This is a genomic window from Neorhizobium sp. R1-B, from assembly GCF_004368875.1.
GTDB classification, from domain to species: domain Bacteria; phylum Pseudomonadota; class Alphaproteobacteria; order Rhizobiales; family Rhizobiaceae; genus Neorhizobium; species Neorhizobium huautlense.
Genome location: NZ_SOEM01000004.1, coordinates 61,989 through 73,865, shown reverse-complemented (window position 1 = coordinate 73,865; position 11,877 = coordinate 61,989). Strand labels below are relative to the sequence as shown.

General features: G+C 59.4%; 11 protein-coding genes. 6 read left to right on the top strand and 5 right to left on the bottom strand.

Features of this window, described 5'->3' with window-relative positions:
- Positions 1 to 202 precede the first annotated feature (202 nt).
- The 5 genes from EDE05_RS07425 to EDE05_RS07405 form a co-directional block, all read right to left on the bottom strand.
- On the bottom strand, positions 203 to 1,402 hold the full coding sequence (locus EDE05_RS07425; protein WP_132409561.1) for a mandelate racemase/muconate lactonizing enzyme family protein: 1,200 nt from the start codon (positions 1,400 to 1,402) through the stop codon (positions 203 to 205).
- Positions 1,403 to 1,410: 8 nt separating this feature from the next.
- Positions 1,411 to 1,737 (bottom strand): NIPSNAP family protein, encoded by a 327-nt coding sequence (locus tag EDE05_RS07420; RefSeq protein ID WP_132409563.1) that lies wholly within the window; start codon positions 1,735 to 1,737, stop codon positions 1,411 to 1,413.
- Between the two features lie 36 nt (positions 1,738 to 1,773).
- On the bottom strand, positions 1,774 to 3,135 hold the full coding sequence (locus EDE05_RS07415; protein WP_132409565.1) for a mandelate racemase/muconate lactonizing enzyme family protein: 1,362 nt from the start codon (positions 3,133 to 3,135) through the stop codon (positions 1,774 to 1,776).
- Between the two features lie 61 nt (positions 3,136 to 3,196).
- Positions 3,197 to 4,363, bottom strand: a complete 1,167-nt coding sequence (locus EDE05_RS07410) for a mandelate racemase/muconate lactonizing enzyme family protein (protein ID WP_132409567.1) — start codon at positions 4,361 to 4,363, stop codon at positions 3,197 to 3,199.
- Between the two features lie 54 nt (positions 4,364 to 4,417).
- Positions 4,418 to 5,128 carry a GntR family transcriptional regulator gene (locus EDE05_RS07405; RefSeq protein ID WP_105372852.1) on the bottom strand — a complete coding sequence of 237 codons (711 nt, stop codon included), beginning with the start codon at positions 5,126 to 5,128 and terminating at the stop codon, positions 4,418 to 4,420.
- Positions 5,129 to 5,334: 206 nt separating this feature from the next.
- On the opposite strand from EDE05_RS07405, the gene EDE05_RS07400 reads away from it, so the two are divergent.
- The 6 genes from EDE05_RS07400 (at position 5,335) to EDE05_RS07375 (ending at position 11,801) form a co-directional block, all read left to right on the top strand.
- The gene (locus EDE05_RS07400; protein WP_105372853.1) at positions 5,335 to 6,813 is read left to right on the top strand and encodes a sugar ABC transporter substrate-binding protein; all 1,479 of its coding nucleotides are present in this window, start codon (positions 5,335 to 5,337) and stop codon (positions 6,811 to 6,813) included.
- A 73-nt stretch (positions 6,814 to 6,886) separates the two neighbouring features.
- Entirely contained in the window at positions 6,887 to 7,846 is a 960-nt protein-coding gene (locus EDE05_RS07395; protein WP_132409569.1) for a sugar ABC transporter permease, read from the top strand.
- The gene (locus tag EDE05_RS07390) at positions 7,843 to 8,730 is read left to right on the top strand and encodes a carbohydrate ABC transporter permease (protein ID WP_134100621.1); all 888 of its coding nucleotides are present in this window, start codon (positions 7,843 to 7,845) and stop codon (positions 8,728 to 8,730) included. The genes EDE05_RS07395 and EDE05_RS07390 overlap by 4 nt, the downstream gene beginning before the upstream one ends.
- A gap of 11 nt (positions 8,731 to 8,741) precedes the next feature.
- Positions 8,742 to 9,839 (top strand): ABC transporter ATP-binding protein, encoded by a 1,098-nt coding sequence (locus EDE05_RS07385; RefSeq protein ID WP_132409571.1) that lies wholly within the window; start codon positions 8,742 to 8,744, stop codon positions 9,837 to 9,839.
- Between the two features lie 30 nt (positions 9,840 to 9,869).
- Positions 9,870 to 11,033 carry a mandelate racemase/muconate lactonizing enzyme family protein gene (locus tag EDE05_RS07380; protein ID WP_132409572.1) on the top strand — a complete coding sequence of 388 codons (1,164 nt, stop codon included), beginning with the start codon at positions 9,870 to 9,872 and terminating at the stop codon, positions 11,031 to 11,033.
- A 21-nt stretch (positions 11,034 to 11,054) separates the two neighbouring features.
- Positions 11,055 to 11,801: a ribonuclease activity regulator RraA gene (locus EDE05_RS07375; protein WP_105372857.1), complete on the top strand. Its 747-nt coding sequence runs from the start codon at positions 11,055 to 11,057 to the stop codon at positions 11,799 to 11,801.
- Positions 11,802 to 11,877 lie beyond the last annotated feature (76 nt).

The window sequence follows — 11,877 nt, the reverse complement described above, 5'->3', positions numbered from 1 at the left end:
TTCTTCGCCGACCAGGGATATGGCATGGGACAAAGCCTGAGTCCGCGTGACGTCAAGAGGCTGGGAAACCGAGTGCGACCTCGTCATCATCTCGGCAAGCGAACCGCAGGGACAGCTGGCGCTTCAAGGCGGCCCGCATTGAGGGAGATATGCGCCGCTACGTCCCGACGGCGCGGAAGATTGCACGGCAGGTGGAGGGAGTTCAGAGGAAGAAGCCCGCATCCTCTTCCCTGAGATATTTCCTGGCCGCCTCAGCGTCGATATCGAGGCCCAAGCCCGGCGCTTCCAGTAGGTCCACCATGCTATCCTTCACGATCTGCGGCGGCAAGCCGATTATCAGATCCTCCCACCAGGAATCGGAGGCGGTCGGATATTCGAAGGCGATATAATTTGCAGGCAACGTGGCGCAGACATTGATCAACGCGCCAAGCCCCAGCAGGCCGTTGGCGGTGCCGTGCGGCGCCATCAGGATCGAATGCATATAGGCGTGCTCGGCAACCCATTTGAGCTCGGCGATGCCGCCGATGTCGGCCGGATCGGGGCCGATGACCCGCACGGCCTGGGTCTCGATCAACTCCTTGAAATTGTGCCGGAGGTAGATCTGCTCGCCCGTGTGGATCGGCGTCGAGGTTGAGATCGTCAGTTCCCGATAGGCCTGCGGATTTACCCACGGAACATAGTCGCCGGTCAGCATGTCCTCGAGCCACATCAAATTGTATTTCTCCACCGCACGAGCGAACCTTATCGCATCCGGCAGCAGCCAGCCCGGACCGCAGTCGAGCGCCAGGCTGACCTTGTCGCCCAGCACCTCCTTCATCGCGGCCACGCAGTCGAGCATGTGATTGAAACCGCGCTCGCTGATCACGCCCTGATCCATGGCGCCGTGATAGCCGGCTTTCTTCTGCGTGACGCCGTAGTGGAAGCCCTCGATACTATCCTTCATGTTCGAGTGGAACGAGATTCCCTGCTTGACCATGAAGAAGTTCTGCGGCTGCTCCATCATCCATTTGACGTCAGCGGCGTAATCCTCCGGCCGGTCGCCCACGCGTTTCTGGCGAACAGAACCGTTGTAGACGCGCACCTTGTCCCGCACCTTGCCGCCGAGCAGCTTATAGGCGGGCACGCCCGCGGCCTTGCCGGCAATATCCCACAGCGCATGCTCGATAGCGCTCACCGCCGCGCCATACGGCTTGAAAGAGCCGCGTTGGCGGATCTTCAGCATGACCCTTTCGACATCGGTCGGATCTTCGCCGATCAGCGCCTCGCGGAAATGCAGCACCCAGGGCTTGAGATAGGCCTTGGTGAATTCGACTTCGCCCAAGCCATAGAGGCCCTCGTCGGTGACGATGCGGACGATCGGGTGTTTGCCGATAACGGCGCAGCGCAGGTCGGTGATTTTCATGGCGCGCTCTATTTCACCGAGGAGAAGGAAGTCGGCGCCAGCAATTGATTGCTGATATTGGCGATGATCGGGCCGTCGGCCTCGGATTCATCGCGCGCCTTTAGCCATGCCGGATCTGTGGTGAACGCCTTCCATTTCACCTCGCGCTCGGCCAGCGATTCCCAGGCCAGGAAGTAGGTGAGGCGCTGACCGTGTTCGCCGACGATTGTTGTGAAGAACCCGGCCTGCCGAATGCCATGCCTGTCCCACAGGGCCAGGGTGTGGTCGTTGAAGCGCTTGAGAAGTGCGGGCAGCCGACCCGGCAGGCAGTCGTAGATACGAAGTTCGTAGATCATGGTCGCTCCTGACGTTCGTTATGTTTTTCCAGCCGGTCAGCTCCAGGTGCGATCCCAGGAATATTCATCGTCCCAGCGATCGGTAGGCTGCCAGATGCCGGTGACGCCCGGCTGCAGATGTTGCGAGATCACCTCATCGACGACGTCGTCGATCCCTAGGCCCGGCTTGTCCGGAACAGTGATGAAGCCATCCTTGACGAGCGGCTTGGGAAGGCCGGTGACGATATCGTCCCACCAGTCGACATCGGCGGAGTGGTATTCGAGCGCCATGAAGTTTTCGGTGGCTGTCGCGACATGTGCGGCGGCCATTGCGGCGATTGGACTTTCTGCCATGTGGATGGCCATGGCGACACCACGGTCCTGCGCCATGTCGCCGATCTTCTTGGTCTCGAGGATGCCCCCGCTCGTGAGCAGGTCTGGGTGGATGACCGAAACGCCACCGCTATTGAGCAGAGGCTCGAAGCCCTCCCTGAGGTATATGTCCTCGCCAGTGCAAATCGGCACCGTGGTGGAGTCCTGCAGCTGTCGGTATTGCTCGCTGTATTGCCAGGGGATCACATCCTCGAGCCAGGCCGGCACGTATTTTTCAATCCGCCTGGCAAGCCGAATGCCGTTCTGCACTGAGATATGGCCGATGTGGTCGATGGCGAGCGGAATATCCATGCCGATGACGTCACGAACCTCGGCAATGTATTGCTCAAGGAAGTCGAGGCCCTTGTCGGAAAAATGGAGGCCGGTAAACGGGTGCGGGACGTTATGCAGATCGTACGCAGCGTTGCGGACGCGCCGCTCTTCAATGGTTTTCAGCGGGCCGCGGCCGGGGTGGTGGCGATACCCTTCAAGTGAGCCGGCAGGAGACACGACCGCACCGGGCACATCCGCAATCTGCATCAATCCCAAATCCATCTTGAGGAAGGTGAATCCGAGCTCCATGCGCTGCTTGAGGCGCTTGCCGGTCTCGGTGCCGCTCGGCACGGTGGCGTCGGTATCGCAGTAGACACGCACCTTCTCCCGAAACCTGCCGCCGAGCATCTGGTAGATGGGAACGCCATAGGCCTTGCCGGCGAGATCCCACAACGCAATTTCGACCGCCGATACGCCGCCGCCTTGCCGGCCGTGCCCGCCGAACTGCTTGATCCGCCGAAACAGGCGATCGATGTTGCAAGGATTTTCACCAAGCAACCGGCTCTTCAGCATCAACGCATAAGTGGCGCTGGCGCCGTCGCGTACCTCACCGAGCCCGACGATGCCCTGGTTGGTGTAAATCTTGAGCAGAACGGAGGAGAAGGGGGCACCGTCGATTTCGGCTACCCGCATATCGGTTATGCGAAGGTCGGACGGTTTGGAATGCGTGTTCACCCGATTGAGCGCCTCGTCGGCTCCATATGCCTCTGGCATGATCTATCCTCGTTTCGGTCGTGGGGTGGTCGTCGCGCACGCGGGGCGGCATAGAGTGTTGCTAGTTCAGCTCTATCTCGTGGTTTTGAAGGTAATCGCGGTTCATCTCAACGCCGAGACCAGGCATTGACGTAAGCTTCAGGCTGCCGTTGGAGACGTCGAGCGGCCTGTCGATGAGGTGATCGTATTTGCCCAGGTTCCACTCCGACGTTTCCAGTTTGTAGAAATTGGGAACGGTCATCATCACCTGCGCGCCCGCGACCACGTTGATCGGCCCTGCGGCGTCATGCGGCGAGACCGGGATGTAATAGGCTTCACAGAGGGCAGAAATCTTCTTGAGTTCGGTAATGCCACCGGTCCAGGTGACATCGGGCATGATGTAGTCGGCGAGCCTGTTTTCCAGCACCGGCACGAAATCCCACTTCGTGTGGCCGCGCTCGCCCCACGAGATAGGTGCGCTGACCTTCTCGCGGACCTGTCTGAGAGCGTTGAGGCTCTCCGGTAGGCAGGGCTCCTCGAACCAGTCGATTTGGCCGGCTTCCTCAAGGCTCCGACAAAGGCGAATAGCGGTCGGAACATCAAACCGGCCATGCGCATCGATAAGGATGTCGACATCAGAGCCCGCTGTTTCACGGATCAGAGCCGTGAGTTCGGCAGCTTCGCGCTCATCCTTGCGGGTCATGCTGCCATCGAGGTAGCCGTCCCGCTGTTCGCGCGGCAGTCCACCGACGGCGCTGCCCTGGTAGGGGAAGGGATCGAACTTGAGCGCAGTATGGCCGGACTCGACGATATCCCTGATCTCGCGAACCACCGCCTCCTTACTGGTAAACTTGGCCTGGTTGGGGTGGGTGTAGAGCGAAATTTCATCGCGCACCGGTCCGCCCAGCAGTTCGTAAATCGGCTTGCCAAGAACTTTGCCTCGGATGTCCCAGAGAGCTATGTCGATGGCGCTTACGCATTCGACTGCAGCGCCGCGACTGCCCATATAGGTGAAGCTGCGGAATATCTTGTGCCACAGATACTCGATCCGCGCCGGGTCCTCGCCTGTCAAAGCGGCACCGATCTGCCGCAGGATCGTACAAAGGGCGCGATTGGCGAGTCTTGTCGTGGTGGTGATCTCTCCCCAGCCGCTCACCTCCTCGTCGGTCATCACCTCGACAAACAGGAATTCTCCCCAATAAGAAGCATCGGATTTGATGAGCCACGGCCGAACGCTGGTGATTTTCATCTCGACTGCCTTTAGCTGAAGTAGTGGGATAACGATATTTAACGGTTATGGAATTTATCCCGCCCGAGCGGCATTTCGCGCACGCATGTGTTCGAGGATGTGCCGGCCGGAGCCCTCGACATGGCGTGCAATGAGGTCGGCTGCCTCGTTCGCATGGCCTGCTTTTACATGCGCGATGAGCTCGCGATGTTCGCTTAGGATCGCAGCGCGCCGGGCGAGCGTGAAGTCGAAACGCCGGCTCACGGCTCGAAGCACTTCGCGATGCTTCCACCAAAGCTCGGCGGCATGGCGGTTGTAATGCTTCTGGTACATGACGGTATGAAAGGCGGTGTCCAGCTCGCTGTGCCTGAACGGATCGGCAAAGTTGTTCTCTTCAATCAAGCCCTGGATGCGTTCGAGTTCGGCAATGTCCTCGACGGTCGCCATATTCACGAACCACTTCGTCAGCGCCGGCTCGATCAAGACCCCAATCTCGTAGATGTCCCGAACGAAATCCTGATCTATGGGCCTTACACGCGCTCCGCGGTTGGGAACAAAGGTGACAAAACCCTCCCCCCGCAACAGTTGCAGGGCCTCGCGCACAGGGTTGGTTGAGGTGCCATGGCGCCGGGCGAGATCGGTCACGACAAGCCGTTCGTTGGCCGTAAGCCGTCCTTCGATGATGTCATCCCTGATCTGCTGGTAAAGCGAGGCGCCCTCGCTAGAGGCCCCCATAGCGTCGATGCCCTCGGGTGGTTGCGCCTTAAATTCAGTGGTCTCAGCCAAAATTATCCCCATTAAATACACACATTATTGGGATAACACGCGAATGTTCGGTAAACAATGTACGATTTCTCTCATTGACAGGAAATCTCTGATCTGAAAACGTATGATCAGGTCAAAGGGATACATTAGAGGAGGTCCCGCGGCCGGGGAGCAAGACCGCTCGCCTCGACGCAGAGCGGCATGGGAGAGAACCTGGGAGGTTACCTATGACGAGGATTTCATTCGGTCGTGCCGTCCTGCACGGCACTGTCTCGACTGCTTTGATGGTATCGTTGATGTCTGGGTCTGCGCTGGGTGCGCCGGTCGACCTCAGCAAGTGGTCGCCGGAATACGTGCGTTCCATCGCCGGCACACAGGATTTTGATACGGCGGGCGATTGCGCCAAGGTCACTCCGCTCGACTACAAGGGGCGCCTGACTTTCTGGTATCAGGGCGTGTTCGAGGGCGACCCCGACCTCCTGCGCCAGTATTACAAGGAGTTCTTCGAGAACTTCCGAAAAACCTACCCAAACATCCAGCTTGAAGAACAAGCCCTCACCTATAACGACCTGCTCGACAAATTCCGGACCGCCCTCCTTGGCAATGCGGCACCCATGGCGGTCCGCCTGCAGATCCTGGGCGGTACCGAGTTTGCCTCAAAGGGCTATTTGCAGCCGCTCAAACCCGAGGATGTAGGGTATTCGACTGAGGACTTCTGGCCCGGCGCAATGAAGGCTGTAACCTGGGAGGGGACGACCTACGGCATTCCGACCAACAACGAGACGATGGCGTTCATCTGGAACGCCGACATCTTCAAGCGTGCGGGTCTCGATCCGGACAAGGCTCCGGCAACCTGGGACGACGTTGTCAAATATTCCAAGCAAATCCATGATAAGCTCGGCGTCGCCGGTTACGGCCTCGTGGCGCGCAAGAATGCCGGCAATACGCCGTACCGTTTCATGCCGCAGCTGTGGGCCTATGGCGGCGGTGTCTTCGACGAAGCGTCCGCCAACCCGACCTATAAGGAGGTCCAGCTCAATAGTCCGCAGAGCAAGACGGCATTGCAGGCCTCCTACGATATGTATGTTCGTGACAAGTCGGTTCCGGTTTCGGCGCTCACCAACCAGCAGGCCGACAACCAGCCGCTCTTCCTCGCTGGCCAGCTCGGCATGATGATCTCGCACCCGTCCGACTACAACGTCATGCTCGACCTCCAGAAAAAGGCGACGGCTACCGACAAGGACAAGGCGCAGACCGTGATCGACAACATGCGTTACGGCCTCATTCCGACGGGCCCCGACGGCAAGCGTGCAGTCGTGTTCGGCGGCTCCAATATTCACATCCTGAAGCCGGAATATGTCGAGGGAGGCAAGGTGGACGAGCCGGCGGCAAAGGCTATCATCTGCATGTGGACGAGCCCCGAATGGTCGCTGAAGATGGCCTATGCCGGCTCAAACCCAGGAAACCTTAACGGCTTCAAGACCAAATGGATGAAGGAACGTCTGGACAGCATCAAGTTCCTTGATGTCACGACCTCGATGCTGCCATACGGCATCCCCTTCCCGGCACTGCCACAGTCCCCCGAAATCATGAACATCATCGTCCCGGATATGCTGCAGAATGCCCTAACCGGAGCCATGACGGTCGACCAGGCAGCGGATGACGCAGCCAAGAAGGTAAAAGAACTGATGGACGGCGGACTCTAGTCCAAACCTGACGATCTCACCGGCTGCACCCCAATTGCAGCCGGTTCGTTCCGAAGAATAAGGGCACCGTACAGTGACGATCTTGACTGGCAAGGCCGAGGCTCACCGAAGACTTCCATCCGATAAGTCCGGCATGCTGCGAAAGATCTGGTCGCATCGCGCTGACTACGCGTATGTGCTTCCCGCAATCGTCGTAATGCTCATCGTCATAGCCTACCCTGTCTACTACACGATCGAGCTGTCGTTCTTTAACACGCCGCCTGGCCTGCAGCTCCGGGACAAGATTTTCACCGGGCTCGACAACTACACCGCCATCCTTAAAAGCCCGGTGTTCTGGAAGGTCACCTCGAACACTCTTATCTGGACACTGGCATCCACCTTGATCGCATTTGTCCTGGGGTTTGCCTGCGCCTTGGCACTCCATCGCGACTTTGCCGGTCGCGGCATCCTCCGCGCCATCCTGATCATTCCCTGGGTCATCAGCGCGGTCGCCGCGTCGTATATCTGGAAGTGGATCTACCATTCGGACTTTGGGATCATCGGCGCGGTGCTGGTCGGCCTCGGCCTGGCCGATCGGCCGCCGAATTTCATCGACAGCGTCAGCACGGTGCTGCCCTCGCTGATCGTCGTCAACATCTGGCGAGAGTTTCCGTTTGCCATGATCATGATGATGGCTGGCCTGCAGACGGTTCCCGACCAACTGCTGCGCGCCGCAAAAGTCGACGGAGCCAATGCGTGGCAGCGGTTCTGCCACGTCACCTTTCCGCACTTGAGAAACGTTTCGACGGTGACGATCCTTCTGCTGGCAGTGGCCAACTTCAATTCTTTCATCATCCCCTGGATCATGACGGGCGGCGGGCCGTCGAACGCGTCGCATATCTGGATCACCCATATTTATGAACTCGCCTTTGGCCGCCAGCGCTGGGGGGTGGCGTCGGCCTATTCGGTGCTGCTGTTCATGATCGTAATGTCGCTCGGCTACTTCTATGTCCGTGCGCTAAGCGGCAACGAGCGAAAGGACGGGAACGTATGAGCGCGATTGCCGGGACTGCTTCTCGAGGTCAGGGCCGTCGCCGGCGCATCGACGGATGGCGATGGAGCGGCCGCATTTTCCTCGTGTTCATACTGCTTTACACCGCGTTGCCGATGATCTGGATGCTGATCACCTCGATCAAGTCCGGCTTCGCGGCCATGCAGTTCCCGCCGCAATGGTGGCCGGACCAACCAACCCTCGCCAGTTACCAGAAGCTGCTCGATCCGCAAAACAGCGTCGGCCAGGACTTCCTGCGCTTCTTCTGGAACAGCCTTTTCGTCTCCACAGCCACGACCATTCTTTCCGTGATCGTGGCAGTTCCTGCGGCCTACGCGTTTTCGCGCTTCACCTTCCCGGGCCGGAACTTTCTGTTCTTCGCCGTCTTGCTTCGCAACATGTTCCCAGCAGTGATCTTTCTCGTGCCGCTCTTCATCCTGATGCGCGCGATCGGGCTGGTGAACACGCATGGGTCGCTCATTCTCACCTACCTCACATTCGGCCTGCCGCTGGCAATCTGGCTCCTCAAGGGCTTCTACGACAACATCCCGGTGCAACTTGAGCAGGCGGCGCGCATCGACGGGGCAACCCGGTTCCAGGCCTTTGTCCTGATCGTGATGCCGCTCTCGGCGCCAGGAATCATCGCCACAGCGATCTATTCCTTCATCGGCGCGTGGAACGAGTACATATACGCCTACACCTTCCTCTCCAAGAATGAGCAGTTAACACTGCCGGTCGGCATCCAGCGCTTCTTCTCGGAAAATACAACGGACTTTCCGGGCCTGATGGCGGCGAGCTTCATGATGAGCGTGCCCGTCGTGGTCCTGTTCCTCGTCCTGCAACGATACTTCGTACGCGCTCTCACGGAAGGCGCAGTCAAGCAATAGGGGAGTTGCCGGTGGCCCACGTGGTCCTTAAAGATCTGGTCAAGACTTATGGCAGCTTCAAAGCTGTCAACAATGTTTCGCTGACGGTCAACGACGGCGAATTCGTTGCGCTCGTCGGTCCTTCAGGCTGCGGCAAGACAACCACGCTCAACCTTGTGGCGGGGCTCATCCCCCTCACATCTGGCGACATCGTCATCGGCGATCGGGTGGTCAACGACCTCGATCCCAAGGACCGGGACATCGCAATGGTGTTCCAGAATTACGCGCTCTATCCGCAGAAATCGGTCTACAAAAATCTGGCGTTCCCGCTGCAGATGCGCAGGCTGCCAAAAGAAGAGATCGACAGGAAGGTCAGGGAAGCAGCACGAGTGCTCGACATGACCGAGCTGCTCGAACGCAAGCCGCGGGAACTTTCGGGCGGGCAACAACAGCGCGTGGCGCTAGGCCGCGCCCTCGTTCGCGATCCATCGGTATTCCTGATGGATGAACCGCTCTCCAACCTCGACGCGAAGCTGCGCGTGCAGATGCGGTCGGAAATCAAGCGTTTTCATCAGGACCTCAAGGCGACGATCATTTATGTGACGCACGACCAGCTCGAAGCCGTAACCATGGCCGACAGGATGGCAGTGATGAACGGCGGCTACCTGCAGCAATACGATTCACCCGCGCAAGTCTTTGCCCACCCGGTGAACATGTTCGTCGCCAGCTTCGTCGGCAGTCCGGCGATGAGCCTTGTTCCGCTGGAGGCATCGACGGCAAACGGCAAGTCCGTGTTGACCAGCGCGGAGGGCTGGAGCCTCGAGCTCTCGCCACACAACGCCCAGAAGGTCGCGAAGGCAAAAACCAGGAAAATCGTGCTCGGCGCACGTCACTCGACGATCAAGCTGCACAAGAGTGCGGTGCCAGGAAGCATCCCTGCCAAGGCCTACACGGTGGAGCCGACAGGAGACGTCACTTTCGTACAGGCGTTCCTGTCCGGCGCTCTCGTCAACATCAGCATGCCGCCGACCATTGCCGTCGCGCCCGATGAGCAGATCTGGCTCGAGTTCGACCAGGAGCGGATGCATCTGTTCGACGGCGAAACAGAAATGGCCCTCAAGGCCCACTGAGACAGAGCGGATGCGTGAACGAGGGCGTGGATGACTACGAAATTCAAAATAACCGCTATCAGGCCCTATCCTGTATGGGTGGGGACACGCAACCAGATGCTCGTCAAGGTCGAGACCGACCAGGGCATCTTCGGCTGGGGCGAGAGCGGCTTGAGCGGTCGCGAGAAGGCGGTTGTCGGCGCGATCGAGCACTATCGCGAGTTTCTCATCGGCCGCGATCCGATGCAGATTGGTCGGATCTGGCAAGAAAGTTATCGCAGCCAATATTTCGAAGGCGGGCGTGTTCTCCAGGCGGCGATTTCCGCCATCGACATTGCCCTTCACGACATCAAGGGCAAGGCGCTGGGGGTTCCCGTTTACGAACTGCTGGGCGGCAAGCAGCGTGACCGCGTTCCCACCTTCGCTTCGACCGGTGACGAGGCCGAGGGCGAAGTTGCCATCGAACGGGCCCGCGAGCTGCGCGCACAGGGGTGGCAGGCGATCCGCTTCTTCCCTATCGGGCAAAGCAGCAGGGATATCTTTGAGCCGCGCGAGTCGATCGGCGCTACTGCAGCCATGTTAAACAAGGCACGCAAGGCGCTGGGCGAGGAGGTCGTGCTCGGCGTCGACTATCATCATCGGCTGTCGGTGGCGGAGGCGGCGAGCTTTTGCAACAAACTCGACCGTGGCGTGCTTGATTTCCTCGAAGAACCGATACGAGACGAGACGCCGGAGGCCTATGAATCCCTGCGCAAGATGACCGACATCCCCTTCGCGATCGGCGAGGAATTTGCCAGCAAGTGGCAGTTCCTGCCCTATATCGAGCGCGGCATTCATCAGTTCAACCGGCTTGATGTCTGCAATGTCGGCGGGCTCACCGAAGCCATGAAGGTCGCTGGCTGGAGCGAGGCGCATTACGTGGATCTGATGCCGCACAATCCCCTAGGCCCAGTCTGCACGGCCGCAACCATCCATCTCGCCGCCGCGGTGCCGAATTTCGCCTGGCTCGAGACCAGGGCACCCGAAACCAAGCTGGGTTTCGACAATTCCGACTTCTTCCCCGTGCAGCCACGGCTCGATGGTCCCGACTACCCCGTCAGCGATCTGCCGGGGCTCGGCGTCGAGGTCAACGAAGAGGCGGTCAAGGCGGAGAGCTTTCGTTTCTGGGAGGCGCCTCACCTGAGGCGCCGCGACGGTTCCGTTACGAACTGGTAGTTTCATCCATCGGAGTCTCAAATGACGCATATTCCAGACATTACGCGGCCGCCCAAGGACCTGATCGACGCGCTGAAGGACATCGGCGCCGCGACGGTTGCCGGCACGCTTGGCCATATGGGCTTCCGTAATCCGCACATGGTCGGTCCCGTGCCGCAGAACCATGGGAAGTCGATCGTCGGGCCGGCGCTGACGCTCCAGTTCCTGCCGCAGCGACCGGACCTCTTCACCGAGGGCGAATATGCCGATCCGGAGACGCAGTTGCACCGGCATGTGCTCTATCACGCGCAGGAGGGCGACGTGGTCGTGGTCGATGCGCGCGGCGACATGAGTTCGGGCGTATTCGGCGATATGATGTCGACGTATTTCAAGGGCAGAGGCGGCGCCGGCATCGTCATCGACGGGTGCATGCGCGATCGGCCCAATGTGGAGAAGCTGGATCTCCCCTTATGGCTGCGCGGCTGGACGCCCAATTATCATGTCCAGACCAGCATCTACCCCAATGCCGTCAACGTTCCGATCGCCTGCGGCGGTGTCACTGTCATCCCCGGCGACATCATCGTCGCCGACGATGATGGGGTAGTGGTGCTTCCAGTGGCAATGGCGTCGCAGGTAATCAAGGAGTCGCAAAAGCATCACGAATGGGAGGAGTTCTCGCGAGCGAAGCTTATGGAGGGGGGGTCGTTGCAGCGCTATTATCCGCTGCATAACGATGCGCAAGGAGAATACGAAGAGTGGCGCAAGACAAACCGCCTGGGAACAATTTAGCCGATGAATTACCCTGGGCGGGCGTCGGATTTCTAGGACCCAACAATCGAACGCCACCCTCAGTCCTTGGCCGCCT

What these genes read in the sequence shown, in the direction of transcription:
- EDE05_RS07425 (WP_132409561.1), bottom strand. Translation starts at nt 1,402, where the DNA reads ATGAAAATCACCGACCTGCGCTGCGCCGTTATCGGCAAACACCCGATC.
- EDE05_RS07420 (WP_132409563.1), bottom strand. Translation starts at nt 1,737, where the DNA reads ATGATCTACGAACTTCGTATCTACGACTGCCTGCCGGGTCGGCTGCCC.
- EDE05_RS07415 (WP_132409565.1), bottom strand. Translation starts at nt 3,135, where the DNA reads ATGCCAGAGGCATATGGAGCCGACGAGGCGCTCAATCGGGTGAACACG.
- EDE05_RS07410 (WP_132409567.1), bottom strand. Translation starts at nt 4,363, where the DNA reads ATGAAAATCACCAGCGTTCGGCCGTGGCTCATCAAATCCGATGCTTCT.
- EDE05_RS07400 (WP_105372853.1), top strand. Translation starts at nt 5,335, where the DNA reads ATGACGAGGATTTCATTCGGTCGTGCCGTCCTGCACGGCACTGTCTCG.
- EDE05_RS07390 (WP_134100621.1), top strand. Translation starts at nt 7,843, where the DNA reads ATGAGCGCGATTGCCGGGACTGCTTCTCGAGGTCAGGGCCGTCGCCGG.
- EDE05_RS07380 (WP_132409572.1), top strand. Translation starts at nt 9,870, where the DNA reads ATGACTACGAAATTCAAAATAACCGCTATCAGGCCCTATCCTGTATGG.
- EDE05_RS07375 (WP_105372857.1), top strand. Translation starts at nt 11,055, where the DNA reads ATGACGCATATTCCAGACATTACGCGGCCGCCCAAGGACCTGATCGAC.